The sequence below is a fragment of the Micromonospora sp. NPDC048040 genome (genome assembly GCF_055587185.1).
Genome location: NZ_JBVJGT010000064.1, coordinates 16,325 through 38,030, shown reverse-complemented (window position 1 = coordinate 38,030; position 21,706 = coordinate 16,325). Strand labels below are relative to the sequence as shown.

At 70.0% G+C, this 21,706-nt stretch carries 23 protein-coding genes; 16 read left to right on the top strand and 7 right to left on the bottom strand.

The genetic code is table 11. The features are described from left to right. The first annotated feature begins 503 nt into the window (after positions 1 to 503). Complete coding sequence (locus ACZ6O2_RS32135; RefSeq protein WP_466025572.1) at positions 504 to 1,664, top strand: type II toxin-antitoxin system death-on-curing family toxin; 1,161 nt, start codon at positions 504 to 506, stop codon at positions 1,662 to 1,664. A 269-nt stretch (positions 1,665 to 1,933) separates the two neighbouring features. Then, positions 1,934 to 2,803, top strand: coding sequence for an HNH endonuclease (locus ACZ6O2_RS32130; RefSeq protein ID WP_466025571.1), 870 nt, complete (start codon positions 1,934 to 1,936; stop codon positions 2,801 to 2,803). Positions 2,804 to 2,820: 17 nt separating this feature from the next. Here the strand turns inward: ACZ6O2_RS32130 and ACZ6O2_RS32125 are convergent, their stop codons facing one another. Then, positions 2,821 to 3,348 (bottom strand): GNAT family N-acetyltransferase, encoded by a 528-nt coding sequence (locus ACZ6O2_RS32125; protein ID WP_466025570.1) that lies wholly within the window; start codon positions 3,346 to 3,348, stop codon positions 2,821 to 2,823. An 11-nt stretch (positions 3,349 to 3,359) separates the two neighbouring features. Then, positions 3,360 to 4,796 carry a hypothetical protein gene (locus ACZ6O2_RS32120; RefSeq protein WP_466025569.1) on the bottom strand — a complete coding sequence of 479 codons (1,437 nt, stop codon included), beginning with the start codon at positions 4,794 to 4,796 and terminating at the stop codon, positions 3,360 to 3,362. A gap of 180 nt (positions 4,797 to 4,976) precedes the next feature. Here ACZ6O2_RS32120 and ACZ6O2_RS32115 point away from each other — a divergent pair, with 180 nt between their 5' ends. From ACZ6O2_RS32115 to ACZ6O2_RS32085, 7 genes are all read left to right on the top strand, one after another. Next, positions 4,977 to 5,453: a glycine-rich domain-containing protein gene (locus ACZ6O2_RS32115; RefSeq protein ID WP_466025568.1), complete on the top strand. Its 477-nt coding sequence runs from the start codon at positions 4,977 to 4,979 to the stop codon at positions 5,451 to 5,453. Positions 5,454 to 5,517: 64 nt separating this feature from the next. Beyond that, entirely contained in the window at positions 5,518 to 6,372 is an 855-nt protein-coding gene (locus ACZ6O2_RS32110; RefSeq protein WP_466025567.1) for a hypothetical protein, read from the top strand. A gap of 340 nt (positions 6,373 to 6,712) precedes the next feature. Continuing rightward, positions 6,713 to 6,946: a hypothetical protein gene (locus ACZ6O2_RS32105; protein ID WP_466025566.1), complete on the top strand. Its 234-nt coding sequence runs from the start codon at positions 6,713 to 6,715 to the stop codon at positions 6,944 to 6,946. Next, positions 6,943 to 7,236: a hypothetical protein gene (locus ACZ6O2_RS32100; protein WP_466025565.1), complete on the top strand. Its 294-nt coding sequence runs from the start codon at positions 6,943 to 6,945 to the stop codon at positions 7,234 to 7,236. Before ACZ6O2_RS32105 ends, ACZ6O2_RS32100 begins: the two co-directional genes overlap by 4 nt. Further along, the gene (locus ACZ6O2_RS32095; protein ID WP_466025564.1) at positions 7,233 to 8,303 is read left to right on the top strand and encodes an FAD-binding oxidoreductase; all 1,071 of its coding nucleotides are present in this window, start codon (positions 7,233 to 7,235) and stop codon (positions 8,301 to 8,303) included. Before ACZ6O2_RS32100 ends, ACZ6O2_RS32095 begins: the two co-directional genes overlap by 4 nt. Continuing rightward, entirely contained in the window at positions 8,303 to 8,572 is a 270-nt protein-coding gene (locus ACZ6O2_RS32090; RefSeq protein WP_466025563.1) for a DivIVA domain-containing protein, read from the top strand. Before ACZ6O2_RS32095 ends, ACZ6O2_RS32090 begins: the two co-directional genes overlap by 1 nt. Before the next feature lie 9 nt (positions 8,573 to 8,581). After that, positions 8,582 to 8,989, top strand: a complete 408-nt coding sequence (locus tag ACZ6O2_RS32085) for a GIY-YIG nuclease family protein (RefSeq protein ID WP_466025562.1) — start codon at positions 8,582 to 8,584, stop codon at positions 8,987 to 8,989. 30 nt (positions 8,990 to 9,019) lie between these two features. On the opposite strand, the gene ACZ6O2_RS32080 is transcribed toward ACZ6O2_RS32085, so the two are convergent. Further along, positions 9,020 to 9,475: a hypothetical protein gene (locus tag ACZ6O2_RS32080; RefSeq protein ID WP_466025561.1), complete on the bottom strand. Its 456-nt coding sequence runs from the start codon at positions 9,473 to 9,475 to the stop codon at positions 9,020 to 9,022. A 141-nt stretch (positions 9,476 to 9,616) separates the two neighbouring features. Between ACZ6O2_RS32080 and ACZ6O2_RS32075 the strand changes: the two genes are divergently transcribed. Next, positions 9,617 to 9,859, top strand: coding sequence for a hypothetical protein (locus ACZ6O2_RS32075; protein WP_350703024.1), 243 nt, complete (start codon positions 9,617 to 9,619; stop codon positions 9,857 to 9,859). A 58-nt stretch (positions 9,860 to 9,917) separates the two neighbouring features. Here the strand turns inward: ACZ6O2_RS32075 and ACZ6O2_RS32070 are convergent, their stop codons facing one another. Next, positions 9,918 to 13,211: an NACHT domain-containing protein gene (locus tag ACZ6O2_RS32070; RefSeq protein WP_466025560.1), complete on the bottom strand. Its 3,294-nt coding sequence runs from the start codon at positions 13,209 to 13,211 to the stop codon at positions 9,918 to 9,920. 182 nt (positions 13,212 to 13,393) lie between these two features. Here ACZ6O2_RS32070 and ACZ6O2_RS32065 point away from each other — a divergent pair, with 182 nt between their 5' ends. Together ACZ6O2_RS32065 and ACZ6O2_RS32060 are read left to right on the top strand one after the other, a co-directional pair. Further along, positions 13,394 to 14,755, top strand: coding sequence for an AAA domain-containing protein (locus ACZ6O2_RS32065; RefSeq protein WP_466025559.1), 1,362 nt, complete (start codon positions 13,394 to 13,396; stop codon positions 14,753 to 14,755). Positions 14,756 to 15,025: 270 nt separating this feature from the next. After that, positions 15,026 to 15,535: a peptidase inhibitor family I36 protein gene (locus ACZ6O2_RS32060; RefSeq protein WP_466025558.1), complete on the top strand. Its 510-nt coding sequence runs from the start codon at positions 15,026 to 15,028 to the stop codon at positions 15,533 to 15,535. 30 nt (positions 15,536 to 15,565) lie between these two features. Here ACZ6O2_RS32060 and ACZ6O2_RS32055 read toward each other — a convergent pair whose 3' ends face one another. Then, the gene (locus tag ACZ6O2_RS32055) at positions 15,566 to 18,067 is read right to left on the bottom strand and encodes a hypothetical protein (protein WP_466025557.1); all 2,502 of its coding nucleotides are present in this window, start codon (positions 18,065 to 18,067) and stop codon (positions 15,566 to 15,568) included. 250 nt (positions 18,068 to 18,317) lie between these two features. Here ACZ6O2_RS32055 and ACZ6O2_RS32050 point away from each other — a divergent pair, with 250 nt between their 5' ends. After that, positions 18,318 to 19,244, top strand: coding sequence for an S-4TM family putative pore-forming effector (locus tag ACZ6O2_RS32050; protein ID WP_466025556.1), 927 nt, complete (start codon positions 18,318 to 18,320; stop codon positions 19,242 to 19,244). 84 nt (positions 19,245 to 19,328) lie between these two features. On the opposite strand, the gene ACZ6O2_RS32045 is transcribed toward ACZ6O2_RS32050, so the two are convergent. Together ACZ6O2_RS32045 and ACZ6O2_RS32040 are read right to left on the bottom strand one after the other, a co-directional pair. Next, on the bottom strand, positions 19,329 to 19,649 hold the full coding sequence (locus tag ACZ6O2_RS32045) for a GYD domain-containing protein (RefSeq protein WP_466025555.1): 321 nt from the start codon (positions 19,647 to 19,649) through the stop codon (positions 19,329 to 19,331). A gap of 34 nt (positions 19,650 to 19,683) precedes the next feature. Further along, the gene (locus ACZ6O2_RS32040) at positions 19,684 to 19,905 is read right to left on the bottom strand and encodes a hypothetical protein (RefSeq protein WP_350703011.1); all 222 of its coding nucleotides are present in this window, start codon (positions 19,903 to 19,905) and stop codon (positions 19,684 to 19,686) included. 338 nt (positions 19,906 to 20,243) lie between these two features. Between ACZ6O2_RS32040 and ACZ6O2_RS32035 the strand changes: the two genes are divergently transcribed. From ACZ6O2_RS32035 to ACZ6O2_RS32025, 3 genes are read left to right on the top strand one after another with little or no spacing between them, the layout of a single operon-like run. Next, the gene (locus ACZ6O2_RS32035) at positions 20,244 to 20,942 is read left to right on the top strand and encodes a hypothetical protein (protein ID WP_466025554.1); all 699 of its coding nucleotides are present in this window, start codon (positions 20,244 to 20,246) and stop codon (positions 20,940 to 20,942) included. A gap of 17 nt (positions 20,943 to 20,959) precedes the next feature. After that, positions 20,960 to 21,220 carry a hypothetical protein gene (locus tag ACZ6O2_RS32030; protein ID WP_350703007.1) on the top strand — a complete coding sequence of 87 codons (261 nt, stop codon included), beginning with the start codon at positions 20,960 to 20,962 and terminating at the stop codon, positions 21,218 to 21,220. Continuing rightward, positions 21,217 to 21,618: a hypothetical protein gene (locus ACZ6O2_RS32025; RefSeq protein WP_350703005.1), complete on the top strand. Its 402-nt coding sequence runs from the start codon at positions 21,217 to 21,219 to the stop codon at positions 21,616 to 21,618. Before ACZ6O2_RS32030 ends, ACZ6O2_RS32025 begins: the two co-directional genes overlap by 4 nt. Positions 21,619 to 21,706: the final 88 nt, after the last annotated feature.

Genomic DNA, 21,706 nt, shown 5'->3' with positions numbered 1-21,706 from the left:
TCCGCCGCTACATCATCTGGCGGAACAAGCACGCCGCCGACGAACGCCTACGTCAGGTAGTCATCAAGGCGAACGTTGCCTGATGCGGCACTAGTTGTGGAACCGGTTTGAGCCGCGCGCTGCTGCGTGCCGACATGGGCTCATCTCGGTGGGGCACCCTACTGCTTCTGGCCTGATGAATTGGCTAGACCATCCCGGTACTTGCTGAGTGCGATATCACCTCCACAGGTTATTGACAACGCAAACAGGTGAGTCGACCTCAGCTAAACAGGTGAATACTCGGGGTCCCGCAAGCAGGACTCCGGCCGGTAATGTCCCCGGCACGCCTTGCGTATAGCTGAGGAGCGATACGTGCTGAGCCGGAACTGCCACCTGCGGTCGAAGCAGAAGGTGTTATAACGCCGTGCGGGCTGACCTTCACTCTGGCGTTCCTCGATTGCAAGCTAGGAGATCTGGGAGTGCCACGAGTATTACGAATCTCGACCTTGGCGCAAGAGGCCGGCATGGACGTAGACGAGGCCTTGGTGACCCTTTGGGATAGCGGCATCGAATCGCCAACGTCTGCTGATGATTATATTCCTGGCTCTGAGATAGGCCGAGCGCGTCGAGCGCTAAACTTGCCGGGAACGCGAGATCTCGCTCGGTGCCAGTATTGGCGAGAAAGATTGCAACTGACTCAACCAGAATTCGATCGCCTCCTGTGGGACCTAGGCATTAAACCCTCTCCTCATGCTAGGAATTTGCCAAAGGGTGCAATAGCGAAGCTTAGGAAGCTGGCTGAACAGCGTAAGACGCCCGCATTAGTGCCCCGCCAGATATCTAGACGGGTCGCACCAAATGAGCTGGCTCCTCAATTTGAGTGGCATACCGTCGGTAAGATCCGGCAGTTCAAGTGCCTAACCGCTAGCGATCTGATTGGCATCCATGCGGCTTTGGTTTCGGACTTTGGTGAGTCGAGCGATCCTATCGATCCGCCTGGCCCGCGAAGTGCAGATTTGGTTGAATCGGCAGCGATGCGTCCTCAGACGGCAATTGGGGAGCATCGCAAGTATCAATCTGTGGAGATGGCAGGAGCCGCCCTTCTTCACTCAATCGTGCACAATCATGCTTTCCATAACGGCAATAAGCGAACGGGGCTCGTGGCACTGCTCGTCTTCTTGGATGAGAACGATGTGACGGTGACGTGCCATGAGGACGACCTGTTTAGGTTTGTGCTTCGAGTAGCTCAGCATCGCGTTGTTCCGCGTCATTGGGGTCAGCTAGCCGACCGAGAAACCTGTGAAATTGCGAAGTGGATAAAGAGTAATAGCCGCCTCGTGGACCGAAGTGAGCGTCTGATAAAGTGGCATAAGCTCAGGTCAATTCTAAGTACATATGCCTGCACTCTTAATTATCCCCGAGTCGGGAATCGGATCAATATCGAACGGGTGGTTCAGGAGCGAGGGTTGCTGGGATTTACCCGGAGCCGAATCCTTCGTGTTCAAGTTGCCTACGGTGATGAAGGGCGCGAAGTCGAACGTGACACAGTTCGATACATACGCAAGTCGCTACGCTTGGATGAGGATTATGGAATTGATTCCGAGATATTCTACGGTGGTGCTAGGGCGCCGTCCGATTTCATCGTTGCGTACAGGAAGACGCTAGCCCGGCTCGGTCGCCTTTAGCGGGTGCGAAGTGACATAATTGTCGATGTTGGCCCTGGGTGGTTAGGATCGCCCTCATTGTGCCTCCTGCGATGCAGGGGTTGAGGTTCGTAGAAGTGGGTATAGCTGTGGCTTCGGAGCCCTATTGGGACTGGTTTGAACGATCCTTGAAGGCCGACTCGCGAGCGATTGGTGGCGAGACCTGCCGTGTCTGCGGGGGTGTAATCCCGAGTCGAGCGGCATGGCAGCATAGAGATCGTCATGTCTGCTCGTCCGAATGCAATAGAAAGTTGATCAGGCGCTTTAAGCGGTTGGTTCAACGGGGCGAGGTTCCTGGCTATTCGCCATCCGAAGCCTATATAGATATCGCGCTTCGCGAGTCGCTCAGAAAGCCGCAACTGTTCGCGACCCTGCCAAACGCGGAGTTTCCCTATGAGCATGGCAGGTGGCCTGTCGCTGGTGACACTATCGAGCGACATGGGCACCATACCGCCTATGTCAAGATTTCGGAACTGCCGTATTTGCACCCCATCGTCGTGTCGTTGCTTGATGACGCGGGTATACCCCATACACAGGCGCTCGGCGTCATTCATTTGGAGACATTGGCCTACACAATCTGGTTCACGAACAAGGACGGAAGCCCTAGGCGCTTGGGATTGGGGCATGTCTTTTTGCGGGACGAAATCGTGGCCGGTGGTCGTTTGATGAGCTTTCACTGCGAGGGCCAGATAATTCATTGCTATGCCGAAATGATTTCGGACGTCGACGATCGTGGTCGCGAATTTCGCTGGGAAGCGCAGGTGTTCTCGCCGCTCGGCCCTGGCCCTCTGTGGACTCCTGAACGAATTGCACTGTCTCAGAAGCGATCGCGTATCTCGAAATCCCGAAGCGCCTACCTAGCTCGAATGAGGGCCATTGGTCGCAATCGAGCTGAAGCCGATTCGGTTGATCCCGTCGATGTATATGAGCGAGACGGCTGGACATGTGGAATCTGTGGCCGGCCTGTCGACAAGGCGTTGTCATGGCCGAATCCGATGGCGGTTACCCTGGATCATGTCGAGCCGGTCGCCAGGTTAGGTGCTCATGCGTTTGAGAATCTGCAAACGGCTCACTGGAAGTGTAATCTGGAGAAGGGTGCAGGCGATGTTGTTGCCGGCTAGTTCTTCTGGCTTTTCGTCTAAATCAGCGTTTGTATGAGGACATCAAAGATTGGGGATTCGTCCCAGCTTGGCCGTAACTTGCTGACTTTCCGCCAGCCCCAGGAGCGATACGCTTCCTGAGCGGCGGCGTTGTTCGTTCGCACTAACAGAGTGGCGCGACGCTCAGGTCGGCTCCCGAGCAGCTTGTCGTGAAGCGCCTTCCCGATACCCCGTTGTCGCCAAGAGGGGAGCACCAGCAGCTCGCTAATCGCGAAGGTGCGCCTTCCGTCCTCCTCCGTGAACCCCGTAGCAATTGGTCCCTGAATACCCTCCCACCAGCGGGTGTCGGTCGCCAGTGGAAACCCGTAGGTATAGCCAATCAACTTCCGTTCGACCGCTGCGGTGACCAGTGTCCAACCAGCTCGCGGCATGTGCATTGCAAGCTGATGGCGGTACCGCTCCTCGTTGTAGCGCGGCCCATCATCGGCATGCGCATCGAGGTAGATCTCAACGAGCTGTTCGACTAACTCCTGTGCCTCGTCGGCGGTGTAGTGCTGCAGCTCCAATCCCTCGGCCCTCACGACACCGACCCGTCGTAAGCCGCAACGAACTCCCGGACTTGCGGCGTTGCACCGACCCGAGCCCCGAGGTCGGACCGCACCTCGGCGAAGAGCCGAGACACCCGCCCCGACCGCACCTTGTTCCGCTCAGGCAGGGCCTTCATCGCCGCCCATGCCGCCTCATCGACATCACCATGCCGGCATGCCGCCCGAGCGAGCTGGATGGTGTAGTACAGCGCATTCCGTAGGTGACTGGCTGGCGGGGAAGCCGTGACAACTCGGAATGACATCGCGGCGCGGCCGGGCCGATCAAGAGCGAGGTAGCAAAGTCCCTGTATGCCGGTGACTTCGCGTGCTGTCACAAACGAGATGAATGGGAGGTCATCTTCGTGGCTGCCGGCTTCGAATGCCCATTGCGCCCGGGCCATCTCTCGCTCGAAGCCAGCGATGTCCCTGAGGGTTGCGTGCGCGTAGGCCGCCCGCAGATGCAGTAGCGTGCTCAACCTCGGCGTGGCCCAACCAGCGCAGGCGCGGGCGGCGGCTTCCGCGCAATGCACCGCTTCGCCTGGTCGATCCTCACGAAGCAGTAACGAGAGGCAGGCGAGGGCTCTGACCTCGACCCGCGAATCGTCCGCGATCCGCGCTCGAGCGATCGCTTCGTTCAGGTACGGGCGCGCCTCCCCGCGACGGTCGGCGTCGATGGCGAGCCAGGCTGCCTGTATTGCCAGATCTGCCAGGGCGCTTTGCAGCGCGTCACCCACTGACCGGTTGTAGGTCGTCTTCGCCGCCCAGGCCGACAGCCGTTTGTGCGCCTGCATGGCAAGATCGCAGAGGCAATCGGCCCCTAACGTCGCGTCCACCGTACGGAACTCATCCACGAGTGAGCTGGCGATGCGGACCTGCTGCATCCCGATGGTCCGTACTGGATTCGTCGGTGCTGCGAGCATGTCAAGGTAGTGGCTGGCACCGCCCAGGGCGGCGAGTGCGTGGAACTGTCGGCGGTCCGTGATGCCACCTTCTTCGCGAGTGATCTCAGGTTCGACCGGTTCGACAAGGCGAGTGACGAGAACCTGCCCAGGCAGAGCAAACCAGAGACAGGACGCCGGTATCCGAAGCACCTGTGCCCAGTGCGTCAGCCGATCCATGTGCATGATCGGCGGCCCGTTCTCCACCCGGCTCAACTGTGCCTGCGTGATCCCCAGCCACCCAGCCACCACCGTCTGCGGAAGGGCGACCCGTCCGTGGTACGGATGGCATCGGTACGCCCGGATCACCCGCCCGAGGTGCCGCTCCGCCAGCGCCCGCCGGATCGGCTCGTGCTCCCAGAAGCTCGTTGGCACCACCGGCGGCGTGCTCAGCCTGTCCCGCTCGGCGGCCTGGCACGGCGCGCAGCGTCCACTGTCGTTGTCGCGGGCCAGTCGCGCGCCACATCGGGGGCAGTTCGCGTGTGTCACCGGCAACCTCGCCATGCGCAGGTGGCTCCGTCCGTCTCGCCTCGTTGAGCCTATCCATTGAAGCCACTCCGTGGAGGTCCGATATACGCAGCGCGTATATCGATGATGCTCGCGCTGTCATCCGCCGCCGAATAGCCGGGCCGCAGTCTGGGCCCAGACCCGCTCAACGGAAGGAGCGCCATGCTGCTCACCGTCGACAAGACCCGCACCGGCCGAAGCCTCGTACCGGACGAGCTGTTCGACCGGCTGACCGCCTGTATCGCCCACGACCACCCCGAGCTGGCCCCGGATCTGCCGGCCAGGGTCATGGACCAGGCGCTGGCCTTCCTCGGCGCGTGTGCCGTCACCGCCGAGCCGATCGGGCCGACCGACCTGGTCGACATCGGCTGGCACGCGTTCATCCTCCACACCCACGACTACGCCGAGTTCTGCGACCGCGTCGCCGGCCGTTTCATCCACCACCAGCCCGAGCCCGTGCCGGACGACAATCGCCCGTCCGCCCCGGAGCCGATCGGCACCCCGATTTCCCGGACGGTCGCCGCGATCACCGCCGCCGGCTTCGCTCTCGACGCACCGCTCTGGGCCGTGCAAGCCGCCGACTGCAATTCGAAGTGCAACCAGTGCCACGCCGGCTGCCACGACAGCCCCCGAGGATAGGTCGGTTGACCAGCGGTCCCGGGCATAGACTGCCCGGGACCGCCCGCCGCCGGAAGGCCACCACATGCCACGCCGCCACTGGGAGGAGCTTCCCGACGGGGTACGGCGTGACGTCGAGCAGCACACCGGCGTGATCCGCTCCGCGAACACGAATCCGACCGGCGCCGCCAGTGACGTTGCCGTCACCCTCGACACCGCCGTTGGTCCCGTCTTCTGCAAGGGCGGTGAGGTCGACGGTCGATTCGGCTGGCTCTATCGCAACGAGGCCCGATTCAATCCGTGGCTGCCCACGGTGGCACCCCGTCTGCTCTGGACCGTCGAGCGTGGCGGCTGGCTGCTCCTGGGGTTCGAACACGCCGCCGGTCGTCATCCCGAGCTGGCCCCGGGTTCACCCGACCTGACCCCGTTGGCGGTCCTTCTCGGCGACCTGGGACGGCAGCTCACGCCGTGCCCTCCCGTCGCCGTGCCGTCCTTCGCAGACCGCTGGCGCACTCTCATTGCCCCCGAGCTGGTCGACGGCGACACCCTCCTGCATACCGACATGACGCCCCGGAACTTCCTGATCAAGACCGGATCAGACGGTGATGTGGGGGAGACCCGGACCGTCCGGCTCGTCGACTGGTCTGGGCCCGCTCGCGGTGCCGCCTGGATCGACACCGCACTCCTGCTGCTACGTCTGATCCGCGCCGGCCACCATCCGGCCGCCGCCGAGGAGTGGGGCCGGCAGGTGCCCGCCTTCGCCGAGGCGCCCGAGCCTGCGGTGACGGCCTTCGCTGACGCCCTGGTCGTGCTCTGGCAGCGCAAGCAGCAGGCCGCTCCGGCAGCCCACCACGGCCCGCTTCTCGACGCCGCCCGCCGCTGGGCCGCCCACCGGTCATGCCCGCATGGACGGGGCAGCTCGACAGCGTCGGCAGCGTAAAGGGCAAGCGCTGCAAACGCGCCGGCCAGTCGATGACCGCAACGGACCCAGTGCGCTTTACGCCCTGCATAGGGTCAGCCGGTTCGCACGTATGAGAGCGGCCCGGTATCTCGCCACGACTGGAGTGCCAGGCGTGGGCCGATGAGTGAGCAGCCGTATGCGTACCGTGTATCGCCACCACGATCATCGCCGCATACCGAGTGCTGTGGCCGACGGCGAAGGTCGACGCATGGCCCGGGGCGGGTGCTGGCTCCGGAACTGCGTCGACCCGAACGACACAGCTCCGCCCCCGCCCGCCCCGGCGCCGTTCCACAAGCCGCAACCCGAGGGGCAGTAGAACGTGACCACCCTGCTCGACGACTTCCCGGTCCTCACCCCCGTCACCGACGAGGATCTCGCCATCGCCGTACGGGCCGTGCGCACCCATGTGCCCGAGAGCTGGCCGGAGGGCGAGCTGTGCCGCAGCGAGCGCGTCCCGTACCCCTGCCGCCTCGCTCGCTGGGGCCGGGCCACCCTGGAAGCCGCCGGCCTCACCGAAGCCGAGGTCGAGGCCGAGCAGGGCGGCTGGGCATGACCGCGCAGGAGGCGGTCGGCCAGTGGCTGCGGCTGGTGGTGGCGGACGCGGAGCTGTCGCCGTACCTCGTCGGGGTCGACCTGGACCGGCTCGGCGCGCACCTGGCGGCGAGCCTCGCCGCGGCCCTCGAAGGCCAGCCAATCCCGGACCCGTGGCGCGGGCTCGGCCTGTCGGAGGCTCAGCACCGGCGGATCGTCGACTACCTGGCGGGCGTCCTGTGGGCGCTCGGCCTGCCGGACGACCGGGTCGCCCGCGCGCGCCGGGCGTTCACCGGCGAGGTGGGCGCGTGACCCTCACCGCCGCCTGGGAGACGGCCGTCGACAAGGGCGCCGACGACTTCTGGTGCACGCTGGAGGACGGCCGCCCCGGCCTGCTCCCCGAACGGGACGCGCCGCTGCTCTTCGCCGCCCTCGGCCGCCTGATCAGCGGCGGCGACGACTCGGCCGGGCGGGCGGCGCTGCTGGCGGTGCTCGGCCGCGCGTACCGCCGGCACGACCTGCTGCCGCACGAGGCCGCGATCGGCGAAGCGCTGCTCGCCGCCGTCGCCCGGCAGGCCCGCCCGCTGTGGACGCCGCTGCTCGCCGACGCCTGGGAGCGCGCCGGACGCCGCGCCGCCGAGGCCGTGCGCGACGCCGCCACCCGAGCCGACGACGGGCCGGCGTGGTGGCCCGCCGAGGTGATCGACCGCGACCAGCCGTGCGACACCATCGCGACCCTGACCGTACGCCCCTGGCGGCGCCTGCCCCACCGGCCCGGCCAGGCCGTCCCGGTCTGCACGCCGCGCCGGCCCGGCCGCTGGCGGTGGCTGTCCCCGGCCAACGCCCCGCGCCCCGACGGCACCGTCGAGCTGCACGTCCGCGCCCTCGCCGCCGGCACCGTCTCCCACAGCCTCGTCCACGACGTACGCCCCGGCGAACAGCTCTGGCTCGGCCCACCGCGCGACGCCGGCCTGTCCCTGGACCTGCCCCTGCGGAGGGATCTGCTGCTCGTCGCCGGTGGCACCGGCCTGGCGCCGCTGCGTGCCCTGGTCGAGCAGGTCGCCACCGCGCCGGACAGTCGGCGGGTCACCCTGGTCGTCGGCGTCCGCAGCTTCGCGGACCTCTACGACGCGATCGCCCTCGACAAACTTCAGCATGCCCACGACTGGCTGACCGTCGTGCCCGCCTTCAGCCACGACCCCTGCGCCGAGCCGGCCGAGCAGGGCGACGCCCTCACCATCGCCCTCGACCACCATCGTCCCGACCACGACGTGTACGTCTGCGGCCCGCCGCTGATGCTCGCCGGCGCGCGGCTGCGGCTGCTCGCCGTCGGGGTGCCCGCCGACCGCATCCACCTGCCGTCGGAGATGGTGCCCTGATGGCCGTCTACCGCAGCCGGCACGCCCCGCCCGGCCCGCTGACGCCGGACCGGATCCTCGGCGTCGCGCTGCGGCGCACGTCGTTCTGCCGGCGCGGCTACCGGGTCGACGAGGTCGACGCCCTGCTGCACCGCCTCGCCCACGAGCTGCGCGACCGCACCCGCCAGCTCGACCTCACCCGCGCGGAGAACCACCGCATCAAGGAGGCGCTCCGCACCTGGCAGACCCGGCACGCCGGCCGGACGACCGAAGGGCGCTGGCGTCAGTAGTCTCCAGGGATGGGCGACGCCATCCACGACGACCTGTTGGCCGACTTCACCCCGGCCCAGCCGTACACCACGGAGGTCGCGGCCGCCGCGCCCCGGTCGCCGGGCGTGCACGTGGTCCTTGAGGACGGGAAGGTCGTCTACGTCGGCTTCACGGGCAACCTGCGCAACCGGCTCCGGCAGCACCTGACCGGCAACCGCGAGTCCTCGGTGCTGCACCAGCAGGTCGGCCAACAGCTCGACAAGCTCGGCCCGGTGGCGTCGGCCACGGACATCGCCGGCTGGCTGAGCCGGTGCGAGGTCCGCTGGCGAGAGGACGACAACCCGCAGGGCGCGAAGGAAGCCCTGGTCCTGGCCCTGAAGCCGCGCTTCAACCGGCAGGTGCCGAAGCCCCGCCCTGCACCTCGCGCGGCAGATTAGGGACGGCCCCAAGGGCGGCCTGGTCGGCCCTCAGTCTGCTGCGGGGCGGGTAGTCGTCTTGCGCTCGGGCACCCGGATGATGTCCGTGTCGATGCCTGCTCGCCGCGGGACGTAGAACCAGCCCTCCTCGGTGTCCGGGTCGTAGTGCAGAACGGTGTTCTCCCTCGCGAGCCGCTTGAGCCAGGCGTCCAGCCTGACTTTCTCCTCCGCGCGCAGTTGCTTGCCGGCGCGGCGGCGGGCTTCGGTGCGCAGCATCTGGATCGGGAAGAGCCACCGGTGCTCGTCCTTGAGAAGCCACGGGATCAGGTCGTCGTCGCGGATCGTCCGCCGCTGGAGTCCTCGCCGTCGGCGGAAGTTTCCCCAGAGCGAGGGCACGGTGTCGATGCCGTACTTGCGGCGGTACTCCTCCACCATCCACTGGTAGCTTCGCCCCTCCTCGAACCATCGCAGGACCTCTTGCTCATTCTGGATCTTGCTAGCGGGCATCCCGATTCGTTCGACTTTCTTCCTGGCTGGGCGCGCCAGCTGATCAACAACCTGCGGGGAGAGTGAACATCCGGGTGGTCCACACGTCAACCACGGTCAGTAGGCTGCGGTGCAGCATCGGCGACATGAACAGGAACGGTTGTGAAAGTCACCATCACCGTGTGTGACGTGTGTCAGGACAGGCAGCGTGAGGCCAAGACGTACGAGGTCGTGTCGGAGGGCCGGACTGCGGAAACCGACCGCTGCGCGGAGCATGCGGCTCCGTTCGAGGCGCTGTTCGCAGTGACCGAGCCGCGTCCGGGGCGACGCCGGTATCAGGTCACCACGATGGAAGAAATCGAGGCGCGCAAGGCGAGCCAGGCCGGCACCCGCGCGCGGGCCTGAGCAAACGGCTCATCACACCCTCGGATTTCATGGCCACCCGCACCTGCCGTGCCTCTGCTCACTTGCGCCAGGCGGGGGCCATCCGCTCGGACATCTCGCGCCAGAAGGTCCGCAGGTCGTCCCGGTTGACCGCCTGCCAGTCCGCCCGCCCCGGCGAGCGGAACCAGCGCCCGACGAGGTCGATCTGGTGGGCGCAGAACGCCTCGTCCATCTGGTACGGCAGCTCGTCGCCCTTCGGCGGCAGCGGGCACAGCCGGAACGGGCAGTCGTCGATGCAGGTGGAGCCCGGCTGGACGTCGTGGGCCTGGCGGCGGCTGAGGGTGACCCGCATGGCGGTGCGGTCGATGGTGAGGCACGGGGGCAGGTCGGCGCGGCTGGCCCGGCTGAGCCGACGCGCCCGCTCGTCGTTGTCCCGGCCCCGGTCGGCGAGGTTGAGCAGCAGCATCACGTCGGCCAGCAGCCGTTGCGCCCGCGGTTCCAGGACGGCCCAGCCGTGCGACGGCGGCAGCCAGGAGTCCTGGAGCCGGCGAATGCCCGGCTGCGGGCTGACCGCCCCGACCCGGCCGACGATCTCCCGCTCGTCCACCCAGCAGTGGCGCTCGGGGTGGCGGTCGATGAGCGCCTCGACGCACAGGTCCGCGACCTCGAGGACGAGCGGGTGTGCCGTACCGCTGCCGGGCTGCGGGGCGCGGTACCCGCCGCCCGCGATCGAGGTCCAGAAGGCGACCAGCCCGCGCGGGTCCGAGCCCTGGCCCCGCTCGTGCAGCGTCTCGCCGGGGTCGCGGGGCAGGGCCAGCAGGGTGAGCGCCTGGATGAGCACCAGGTGGGAGTACCAGAACCGGGAGTGCCGCAGCGCCTTCTCGGCCTCCTCGACGAGCAGGCTGCGGTGCGCCGGGTACGTGCGGCAGTTGGCGGCGAGCCGGAACCCCTGGGCGAGGGTCAGCTCGTAGACGCGGGCCCCGTCGGTGGCGTCGGTGGCCAGGCGGTGCACCCAGCGGCGCAGGGTCTCCCGGGCGACGTGCTGCCAGTGGGGTTCGCCGGGGGCGTGCGCGCTGTCGGCGTAGAGGAACAGCGACGGCGCGATCCAGGTGCGCAGCTCCTCCAGGCGCTCCCGGCCCGTCGGGTCGGCCGCGTGCGGCGGCTCGTCGAGCAGGTCGCGCAGCGCGCGGACGGCCGCGTTGCCGCCGCTGGCGATCTCGCGGGCCGCGGCGAGCCGGGGGAGGTACGACGTCTCGTCGGCCATCATCTGGAACAGCTGCCGGTACTGCGGCGTGGGCTGCCGCGACCGGAGTCCGGTGGGCTCGGGCGGCCGGTCGGCGAGTTGCCGGGCGGCGTCGCCGTACCGGTGCACGAGGGCGATCTTGGCGTCCTCGAGGGGGCGGTCGGTGACGGACCCGTCCCCCTGGTAGCGGGGCCAGGCATTGCGGATGGCGTCGGCCACCTGCCGGTGCGAGGCGTGCCCCGTGGCGACGTCCATCTCCAGCGCGGCCGCGAACATCTCCAGCGCCCGCGTGCGGTTGCGCGTCCCGGTCGCCGCGTCGAGAAGCCGGTGCACGAGCGCGATCGACCGGTTCCGGGTGGCCTTCTCGTCCCGGTCGCTGGTGGGCAGGCCGACCGTCCGCCGGGCGGCGTCGGCGAGACGGATCAGGTCGGCGCGGTGGACGGTGGCGCTGCGCCGCCCGTCGAGTCGTTCGAACGCGCCCGCGCTGCGGGTGTGCAGGGTGAGGGCGGTCAGCAGTTCCCGCCCGGGGCCGTTGTTGCGGGCGAAGGCCTGGGCGAGGAAGTCGTCGTCGCGCATGGCGGCGGTGAGGAAGCGCGAGCCGAGGTACGCCTGGACCACCCCGTGCTGGAAACGTACCCCGTCCTGCCGTTTCACCACGATGTTTAGCGCGACCCCGGTGGTCTCGGCGAGCCCGATGTCCTGCGGGTTGTCGGCGCTGAGTTTGTGCAGCCGGGCTCGTAGCTCGGTCAGGATCCACTGCCGGCCGGCGTCGGTCGTGGCGTCGCCGCTGGTGAGTTCCGTGGTGCGCACCGACAGCCGGTTGTTGCGCAGCCCGATGCAGGCGAGGGCGGAGAGCACCTCGATGGCGTCGGACCGTTCGGTCTGCGGCATGCCGTAGTCCTCGTACAGGTCGCCGGCGACGGTGGCGTCACACCACTCCTCCAGCAGGCTCCAGCGCAGCGCCGACCTGCCGGGGCCTGCCGGCTCGACGCGGTCGAGGCGGTCGACCTCGTGGAGCTGCCCGATGACCCGCAGGAAGAACGGTGAGTCGGCGACGTCGGCGGCCTTGACCAGCCCGGTGATGCGGTCCCACCGGTGCCCGGTGTCCGAGCGGTGGCTGTGGGCCTGCACGTACTCCAGCGCGGCGCCCTGGGAGAGCGGTTCCAGTTGCAGCAGCAGCGCGTCCAGGCCGCGCAGTGGGTCGTCGGGCCGCGACGCGACCACCAGGGGGAGTCGCTCGCGGACCGCGCCGCGGACCGCCTCCCGGAGCACGCTGTCCCGGTCGGCGGGCTGGTCGGCGTCGGCGAGGACCTCCTCCAGGCCGTCGGCGAGCACCACGATGCGGTTGTCCAGCCAGAGCCGCCGCCACATCCGGTCCGCCTCGCCCGCGGCGTGCAGCCGGGTGTCGATGGTGCGCTGGAACTGTTCGAGGGCGAGCTGGTGGAAGTTCAGCTTCTCCGGATCGGTGACCGTTCGCAGGTCGATCCCGATCGGCACGACGTCGGCGGCCATCAGCATGTCCGCGAGGCGTGCCAGGGTGGCCGTCTTGCCGGTGCCGATGCCGCCCACCAGCAGCAGCGGGCGCCGGGTCGCCTCGTCGCGGAGCCGCTGCATCATCAGTTCGCACAGCTCGTCGCGGCCGACGACGTTGCGCGGGTCGAGGTCGGGTTCGGCGGTGGGCAGCAGGATGCGGGTGTTGCGCAGGACGTTGCGCCGGTACCAGCGACGGACCGGGACGTAGCGCCAGAAGAGGAAAAGCGCCAGGCCCAGCGCCGCGACCATCGGGGGCTTGACGAAGCCCTCCACCTGCCCGCAGTAGTACGACCTCGGCGGTTCGCCCGCGCACCACTGCGACACCCGGAGGAAGCCGGGCTCGGTGTCGAGGATCATCAGGACCAGGGAGAGGGCGGTCCACGCCAGGAACACCCCGGCAATGGCGACGATCGCCCACCGCAGCCCGCGGTGGTGCCGCCAGCTCATCCGCTGGTCGGCCCGCTGGTCCGTACGCCGGCGGCGGTTGCGTTCCGCCTGGCGTTCCCGTCGGGTGCGCCACCGACGCCGCCGCTGGCGCAACCACAGCTGGGCCGCCCAGACCGGACCACGTTTCGGCCCGTGCATGGACACCCCCATGATCGACATGGTCGGCTACCGGACGGCGGTGCCTGCCCTCCACTCCACGCCAACGCTAGTGCCGTCGCGGCAGGCCAGTGCCCGGTTCCGGCATTCCCGCGCCGGCGCCTCGGCCCCGGTCCTCGCCCGCCGTCGGTGGTCTGGCGTAAGGTCCCGTAGACCTCGTTGGGGGAGGTGCAGACATGCGTGCCGGGTTGGAGACGCCGCCCGCGGTCGAGGCGGAGCGGGTCATCACGGCCGTGCTGGCCGACCTGCGCTCGGGCGAGCACCGGGGCGTCGTGGTGGACTCCCCGCCCGGGGCCGGCAAGTCGACCCTGGTGGTGCGCGCGGCCGTCGAGCTGGCCGCCGCCGGCGAGCCGCTGATCATCGTCGCGCAGACCAACGAGCAGGTCGACGACCTCATCGACCGGCTGGCCCGCAAGGCGCCGGAGCTGCGGATCGGCCGCCTCTCCGCCGCCGACTACAAGCCGTCCGAGCGGGTGCGGGGCCACGAGACGGTCCGGGTCGCCGCGAAGGTCGCCGACCTCGGTGGCCCGGCCGTCATCATCGGTACGGCCGCCAAGTGGGCCACGGTCGCGGAGGGCTCCTGGCCGTGGGCGATCGTGGACGAGGCGTACCAGATGCGCTCGGACGCCCTGCTGCGCGTGGCCGGCAGGTTCGAGCGGGCGCTGTTCGTCGGCGACCCCGGTCAGCTCGACCCGTTCTCGACGGTGGAGACGGCGCGGTGGACGGGGCTGACCTGGGATCCGATGCAGTCGGCGGTGGCGGTGCTGCTGCGGCACAACCCGGAGTTGCCGGTGCACCGGCTGCCGGTGTCGTGGCGGCTGCCCGCCTCGGCGGCCCCGGTGGTGGCGGCGGCGTTCTACCCGTTCACCGGGTTCCGCGCCGGCACGTCCGCGCCCGACCGGGCCCTGTCCTTCACCGAGTCGGGGCCGGGGGACGCGCTGGACCGGGTGGTGGACCTGGCGGCGTCGACGGGCTGGGCGCTGCACGAGTTGCCGGCCCGGCACACGCTGCGTACCGATGCGGAGGCCGCCTCGGCGTGTGCGGCGCTGGCGCTGCGGGTGTTGCGGCGCGGCGCGGTCGCCGTCTCCGAGCACGCGCCGGCGGGCGCGCCGGTCACCGCGGACCGGATCGCCGTCGGGGCCGCCCACCGCGACCAGGTCGCGGCCATCCGCGCGCACCTGGGCGAGGCCGGAGCCGGCATCACCGTCGACACCGCCAACCGCCTCCAGGGCCGGGAGTACGACGTGACGATCGTGCTGCACCCGCTGTCGGGGCGGCGGGACGCGACGGCGTTCCACCTGGAGTCGGGGCGGCTCTGCGTGCTGACGTCCCGGCACCGGCACGCGTGCATCGTGGTGGCGCGCGCCGGGATCGGCGAACTGCTGGACGCCCACCCGTCCACCGAGATCGTGCACCTCGACGTGCCGGTGAAGTTCCCGGACGGCTGGGAGGCGAACCAGACGATCCTGACACTCCTGGCCGGCGTGGCGACCCCGGCGGGCGCCCTCAGCGGGTCGGGGAGCCGCGCCGCCCGGTGACGAGGAGCAGGCGACCCGACGCCCGGCCCGGAGCCCCGGATGCGGGAGGGAATGTGCGGGTCGCAAGGTGCCGACGGGCGATAACTTTCCAAATGGCCGTTGTCAGCATGGTGCGCAATCACTGTCAGGGCATTGATGGTGATCAGTGCCTATCGCTTCCTATCCTGACCATGGCGCCACCCGCCGCCACAGCCCGACCTGCGGCCTGCCGGCCCACCTGACCGGCGGCCCTTCGCTCGTCCCCTGCGCGCCCACATCGCGAGGTGTCGAATGGTCAGTGCACTCCGTTTCCGCGCCGCACTCGCGGCGGTGCTCGCCTGCGTCCTGCCGGTGGTGACGACGCCGGCATCGGCGTGGGCTGCCGTACGCGACCGGGCCGCCGCCCGCGAGGAACTGCGGCGGTACCTGTCCGCCCATCCCGGCGGCACCCCGATCAACGACAACGAGATCAGCTACGGCGGGGGCGCGCTCGTCGTCACCATCCGCGCCCCGGTCGGCACGTACGGCATGGCCGACTGCCCCCTGGGCTGGTTCTGCTTCTACGAGTGGCCCAACTACGGCTACCCCCGGGGCCGCCTCTCCGACTGCGGCCGGCAGAGTCTCTTCACCTGGCAGTGGCAGTACCGCGTCGAGTCGGCCCACTACAACCTCGGCAGCGGCTCCGTCTCGTTCTACTACTACGGCACCCGCCTGTTCGACATCGGCGCGGCAAACCGGGTCCGCAGCGACGCGAGCCCCTACCGGAACTGGGCCAACTACGTCGAGCGCCGCTGTGGCTGACCGTGCGCCGCGTGCTGCCGGTGCCGGCGCTCAGCCGCAGCTCGGGCCGCCGACCGTGTCGGTGCGACCGCGGCTCAGGAAGACCTGGTGGCCCAGGACGACGCTGTCGGCCACCCGGGTCGTCTCGTGGCTGAGCAGCTCGCCACTGCCCGGATCGAACAGCAGTGTCTCCCGGCGACCCTGCCGGTCGTCGGCGCTGAACGCCAGCCCCGGCCGGCCGGCGCGGTCCGGGTAGGCGCCCCGTTCCGCGATGCCCGGCGTGTCGGCCAGCTGGTGCAGCAGCGCGGAGCGTTCCGCCGGGCCGAGCGGGTGGTAGCGGTTCAGTCTCGCGATCGCCTGCAGGGTGCCGGCGGCGCCGCGCTGCTCCGGAGGTAGCGCGGCCAACTCCTGTGCGAGCTGGTCGCGCAGGTCCGCCGGGTCGGCCGACGGCCGTGGCGGGATCTCGGTCAGGTCACCCTCGCCGTAGCGGATGACCGACGGGTCCGGCGACCGTCGCCCGTCGGTGACGGGGGTGACGGTCCGGCGGCCGGCCAGGCGGGAGTTCCACGCCAACCACTCGTCGCGGTAGCTGCGCAGGTCGTCGGTGCCGGCCACCAGGTCCGCCGGAGACCAGACCCGCAGGCAGACGAAGGCGTACGCCCCGTCGACGCGCGGCTCCACCAGCCGGGCGACCGACTGCGCCAGGTCGGCCAACGGCCGCCGCGCGCCCGCGTGGTCGGGCGACGTCGGCGAATCGTCCTTCGCCGGTGGGATGGGTGACTCCCGGCGGCCGAACATCGACGGGGGGTTCGCGGCGATGGCCGGTACGAGCACCCCACCGAGCACGACCACCACCCCGAGCAGGACGGTGACCCGCGCCCGCGCCCGGACCGCCGTCCGGGGCGGGTCCACCGGGAGGCTCTCGCCGCGGGGGGCCGGGCGGGAACGGGGCACGAGCCGGCCGCGGGCCGCGACGAGATGGCGCGGTGCCGGCCTGCTGCGGAACAGTCGAGAGCCGCGCGACGACGACCGGGTGGGCGGCGCGGACGCGTTGTCGGCGACCGGCCGGGGGCGGAAAGGCGGCCGGTTCCCTCCCCGGTCGGGACACAGTGGAACGGCCGGGTCCGCGCCGAGCCGGGGCGCCGGGGCGGCACCGCTGCCGTGCCACCCGGCCGGGCCGTCCGTGGTCGGCGGCGCCACGGAGAGCGCGGCGCGCGGCGGCTGCCACGACAGGTCCACCTGCGTACGGGCCAGCGGCCCGCGGCTGTTGGACTGGCCCGGCCGCTCGTAGCGGGACCGGTCGTCGTTGTCGAGTGCCACGACCGTCGCCGACTCGTTGCGGCCGGTCCCGTTCCTCGACGTGACCCCGGCCAGGGGCGGCTCGACCAGCGGGTGGAACTCGCGGCGGTACGCCTCCAGCGCCCACGCCGCCAGCACGAAACACCACCGCCGCGCCGCCGGTGGGACGTTGTCGTAGGTGCAGCAGGTCAGCGCCTGGCACAGCAGCGAGAGCAGGTACTGGGCCCGCCACTCGGAGACCCAGTTGTCCGTCCGGGCGAACGCGTCGCCGACCTGATGCCCGGCCTCGACCAGTTCGGCGAGCACCGGGGGCAGCCGTCGCGGGTGCCGGGCGGTCGGGAAGATGAGGTGGCGGGTCAGGGCCTCCGCCTGGTCGGACGGCAGGTCCGCGACGTGCCGCAGCACCGTGGTCAACATCAGGGTGGCCAGGTCCCGGGTCAGCGGCGCGGCGCTCTCGAAGGTGTTGAGGTCCACCAGGTGGAAGGCGCCGGGCACGAGCTGCCCCTCCGTGTCGCGCGGCACGAGGACGTTGCCGCCGTGCAGGTCTCCGTGGGCGTTGCCGTACAGGTAGTCGATCTCCTCGGTGCCGAAGGGCGACGCCGGCTCGATCGTCTGGAGCGGATTGGGCAGCACCATCTCGCCGGACCACACCAGCCAGCGCGTCTCCTCGCCGGGCAGGCCGAGGTCACGGGCCGCGTCGTGGATGCTGTCCAGGGCGTCGAGGGCGGCGAGTTCGCGCTGGACGTACTCGGCGACCGTGGCCTCGGCGGTCTGCCGGCCACCGCTGTTCCAGTCGTTGAGCACCCGGTCGGACACGGTGCGGATGACGGGGACGATCTCCTCGGCGTCGAGGTCGTGCAGCGTCACCATGTCGTCCGCCCCGTTGGCGATCTCCTGGAACATCAGGTAGCGCCCGTCGGCCAGCGGATGCGGTGGGTAGGGCTGGCGAACGAGGTGGCGCTCGGCGAAGCCGGGGCAGGACTGCGTCGCCCGCTCGTGCCGCCCGGGCTCCCGCCGGGCGGCGGCCGCGGCCGGCAGCACCTTGACCAGCAGCTTTCGCCCGGTGAAGCGCCCCGGGCCGCCGGGCACCTTGAGGATGATCGTGAACAGCAGCGCCGGCGTGTATCCGCGGGCGCGCCGGGGCCGGCGGGGCCGGTGCACGGTGCCGCCCAGGTGACCGGCCCAGTCCCGCAGCGCCGCCGCGACTGTCGCATCCGGCACGTAGTTTTCGAGGTCGTCGAGACCGTCGCCCATGTCCGTCGTTGGACCTTCCACGAGGAGTGAAAGAGGGGTTGGACGAGCGGGGTGGATCGTCCGAAGGGGCTGCGCTGGTGAGCGCGAAGGCAAAGTTACCTCAACTTTCGGGCGAACGGGGCAGTAGGCAGCGCTCCGCCATGAACTTACCCAAAAGTAACTGCTAGGTTACCCTGCGACTCAGACTCCATGCGGTCGGTGATATCCAGCCCTCTGGATATAGAATCGGTCACCCGAGTGGGAGGCTGCGATGACGGAGTGCACCGATTCCCTGCTCAAGCGTCAGACGCGGCCCGAGATGATGGCCCTGCTCCGGGCGATGTCGGTCTGCCACTCCCGGGCCCAGCGGCTGGACAACCTGCGGATGGGGCTCTCCGTCGCCCTCGGTGTGGCCGGAGCCGTGGTGGCCTTCACCGGCGTGTCGGCGACCGCCGTCACCGCGGTCGGCGCGCTCTGGGCGTTGGTCAACGCGGTGGGTCTCGCCTCCTGGTCGCGCGGGCAGATCCGGCGCGCCGCCGTCCTCCAGGAGATGTTCGACGTCCGCCTCTTCGGTCTCGAGTGGAACACCGTCGCCGTGGGTGACGGGCTCAGCGCCGAGGAGGTGAGCCGGCTGGAGCGGGCCTTCACGAGCGACGAGCAGTACCTCCGCGACTACTACGAGGTTCCACCCCTGCCCCACCCGTACGACGTGCTGGCCTGCCAGCAGCAGAACCTCGGCTGGGGCTCCCGGCTGCGCCGCCGCTACGCGTACACCGTGCTGGCCGGCGTCGGTGCGTGGACGGCGGCCGGCATCGTGTTCGGGGTGGCGGCCGGCCTGACGGTCGCCGACCTGCTGTCGCGGTGGTTCGTCCCGTCGCTGGGCGCGCTGCTGCTCGGCCTGGAGATCTATCGGGGTCAGCGGGACGTCGCCGCCGAGCGCGATCGGGCGATGTCCGTCGTGCAGCGGCACATCGCGACGGCGGTCTCCCACGATGACACCGCCGCCTCGGTCGGCGAGTCGATGGTCCTCGCCCGGCAGGTGCAGGATCTGGTCTTCCACACCAGGCAGATGCAGGCGCGGGTGCCCGACTGGTTCTTCCGGCGGTACCACTCCAGGGACCGCGTCGACTTCCGGGCCGCCATGGCCAACCTCGCCGAGCTGCTGAACGCCCGCGGCCCGGCCACGAGAGCCGACTGAGCCCGGCGCGCCCTGCCGGGTGTCCGCCACCGCGACGGGCCGGCCGACGCGTGCCGCGCCGGCCGGCCGAGCGCGCCTGGAGCGTCAGCGGCCCGGGGGCTGGTATTCGAGCTGCTCCCGGGTCGCCTGGTCGATCTCCGCGGCGGTCAGCACCGGCGTGACCCGGGTGTCCACCCCGCCCGCCGCCCGGATGTCGATGGCGAGCGCGGCGGCGGTCTTGTGGTCGGGCAGATCGCACACTATGTAGGTGTCGTCCGCGCCGAACCCGAAGTACATCGACTCCATCCGCCCGCCGGCACCTTCGATCATCTTCCGGACGACCTCGACGCGCTTGCTGCCGCCGTCGGTGGTGAGCCCCTTGATCCCGTCGATCGTGTAGGTCGACTTCAGCAGGAACCTGGCCACGCCGCCATCACCTCCCCGCATTCATCGCCGGGCTTCAGCGTGTTCCCTGTCGTTGGATCCGCTCGGCGCCCTCGACCTTGGCCCGTCCCTGGTCGCGTTCCGTGCCCGCTGATCCGCTGGCGGTGCGCAGGTGGCGGGCCTTCGGCGAGTGCTCGGTGGACGAGCCCTGGTGGCCAGGCGCGCCGCTGCCGGGATGTCGCCGGCCACGCGCCGACTCGCCGCCGGGATCGTGCTTGTTCTCCTTGTGACTACCCATGCGCCGCGCGTACCCGGTCCGCCGGTGGCTAGTCCTCGACACGCGGTCAGCCGCCGGCGGGCGGTTGGGGCGGCGCGGCGGGGCGCGGGGCGTTCAGCGGCGGGGCGCGGAGCGTTCGGCGGCGGGGTCGGTGGTCCTACCGGCGGGGCAGCTCGACAGGGCGCGAGAAGCGGGCATCCGACCCGGTCCGGACACAAAGCCGACCGACAGCACAAGACCCGTGTCCACGCCGCCGTCGATCACCGGAATTCGAGTCGGCCTACCGATAGAACGACGATTCATCTGATCAATGCCGGTCGATAGCGTGACGGGCAAAGGCCGTCCATGAAAGGCGGGCCATGACACATCCCATCACCTCACCGTCCCGGCGGCGGATCCTGCTCGGCGCCGCCGCGGCCTCGGCGGTCACCGTCACCGGGGCGAGCGCCGCGCACGCCGCACCACCCACCGCACCACCCGCCGGGGGAGCATCCCCGGCGCGACCCACCCAGCCCCTCGTGGCCCGGGACCGGGTCGCCACGGCACGGCTGGCCGGCGGGCCGGCCCGCTTCCAGGCCGACTTCCACGAACGCCTCGACGCCTGGCTGGCCTTCTGGTCGGCGAACTCCCCCCGGAGCTGGAGCACGCCGGTGAAGGTCGAGGGCACGGTGAGCGCGGACGGCGACGCGTTCACGCTGCACACGATCCGGATCAGCCGCGACGACCAGACGCGGGACGCCTTCGCCGCCCGGCGGGTGGACGCCGCCCACCTGGCCACCCTCGCCAGCCTGCACCACCACTTCCCGTCGGTCCGCGTCGAGGCCGGCGGCGCGTTACGGGTGACCGACGGCCCCGCCGGCTGGACCGGCTCGGCCGAGCAGGTCGCGTTCGCCGTCACCGCCTGCCGGGAGCTGTGGGGGCTGCGCGCCGCCGCCGCGACCACCTGGCGGGCGCACGCGAGCCGGGCCGGGCTCGCGGCCGACCCCGCCTCCCGCTCCGGCTGGGCGGCATTCACCAGGGCGAGTCTGCGGCACGGGCTGCGGACCGAATCGTACTGACCTGTGGAGGTAAGGACATGGCACGAAGCGAATTCCGGTTCGTCGTCGACGGCGTCGAGCTGACCACCGAACAGCAGAGCCTCATCGCCGGCGAGATCCAGAAGGCGGGCCTCAACGCGCTGTCGGTGGCCGGCAGCAAGCTGACCAACCCGCTCGCCGTCGGGCACGCCAACATCAAGCTCCGGCCCGAGTGGTACGGACTGTGGCTGATCGACGGCCCGTTCGCCGAGGAACTCGGCCAGAAGATCAACGACATCGGCTTCTGGATGCAGCGGTGACGGACCCCGTCCACCGGCCGGACCCGCCGGAGCGGATGTGCCCGAGCACCCCCGCGGCCAACGCCACGGTCTTCCTCGGCATGATCACTCCGGCGGGTCGGGTCGCCTACGTCACGCCGCCGCTCCCGGCCGAGGTCGCCCTCGCCCAGGCCGGCCCGGACGCGCCGGTCGAGTCCCGGTACCGGCTCGCCGGCCCGTGCGTCACCGCGAAGTGCGGCTTCTGGACCGGCGAGCACTGCGGCCTCGGCGAACGCCTGGTCGCCTCCTACCAGGAGACGGCCGGTACCCCCGAGACCACCCTGCCCCGCTGCGCCATCCGCCGGACCTGCCGCTGGTACGCCGAGCAGGGCGCCGCGGCCTGCGCCGCCTGCTCCCACGTCATCACCGACGCCCACTGACGACGCAGGCGCGTGAGGGCCGGGCCGTCCGGGCCCGGCCCGGCCCGGAAACCGTCTGGGCCAACGAGATTCGCTGCGTTTCACTACT

Excerpts from the sequence above, each read along its gene's own strand:
- ACZ6O2_RS32030 (WP_350703007.1), top strand. The coding sequence starts at position 20,960 with ATGGCACGAAGCGAATTCCGGTTCGTCGTCGACGGCGTCGAGCTGACC.
- ACZ6O2_RS32035 (WP_466025554.1), top strand. The coding sequence starts at position 20,244 with ATGACACATCCCATCACCTCACCGTCCCGGCGGCGGATCCTGCTCGGC.
- ACZ6O2_RS32055 (WP_466025557.1), bottom strand. The coding sequence starts at position 18,067 with ATGGGCGACGGTCTCGACGACCTCGAAAACTACGTGCCGGATGCGACA.
- ACZ6O2_RS32090 (WP_466025563.1), top strand. The coding sequence starts at position 8,303 with ATGGCCGTCTACCGCAGCCGGCACGCCCCGCCCGGCCCGCTGACGCCG.
- ACZ6O2_RS32060 (WP_466025558.1), top strand. The coding sequence starts at position 15,026 with ATGGTCAGTGCACTCCGTTTCCGCGCCGCACTCGCGGCGGTGCTCGCC.
- ACZ6O2_RS32100 (WP_466025565.1), top strand. The coding sequence starts at position 6,943 with ATGACCGCGCAGGAGGCGGTCGGCCAGTGGCTGCGGCTGGTGGTGGCG.
- ACZ6O2_RS32135 (WP_466025572.1), top strand. The coding sequence starts at position 504 with ATGGACGTAGACGAGGCCTTGGTGACCCTTTGGGATAGCGGCATCGAA.
- ACZ6O2_RS32080 (WP_466025561.1), bottom strand. The coding sequence starts at position 9,475 with ATGCCCGCTAGCAAGATCCAGAATGAGCAAGAGGTCCTGCGATGGTTC.
- ACZ6O2_RS32040 (WP_350703011.1), bottom strand. The coding sequence starts at position 19,905 with ATGGGTAGTCACAAGGAGAACAAGCACGATCCCGGCGGCGAGTCGGCG.
- ACZ6O2_RS32115 (WP_466025568.1), top strand. The coding sequence starts at position 4,977 with ATGCTGCTCACCGTCGACAAGACCCGCACCGGCCGAAGCCTCGTACCG.
- ACZ6O2_RS32065 (WP_466025559.1), top strand. The coding sequence starts at position 13,394 with ATGCGTGCCGGGTTGGAGACGCCGCCCGCGGTCGAGGCGGAGCGGGTC.
- ACZ6O2_RS32085 (WP_466025562.1), top strand. The coding sequence starts at position 8,582 with ATGGGCGACGCCATCCACGACGACCTGTTGGCCGACTTCACCCCGGCC.
- ACZ6O2_RS32070 (WP_466025560.1), bottom strand. The coding sequence starts at position 13,211 with ATGGGGGTGTCCATGCACGGGCCGAAACGTGGTCCGGTCTGGGCGGCC.
- ACZ6O2_RS32050 (WP_466025556.1), top strand. The coding sequence starts at position 18,318 with ATGACGGAGTGCACCGATTCCCTGCTCAAGCGTCAGACGCGGCCCGAG.
- ACZ6O2_RS32110 (WP_466025567.1), top strand. The coding sequence starts at position 5,518 with ATGCCACGCCGCCACTGGGAGGAGCTTCCCGACGGGGTACGGCGTGAC.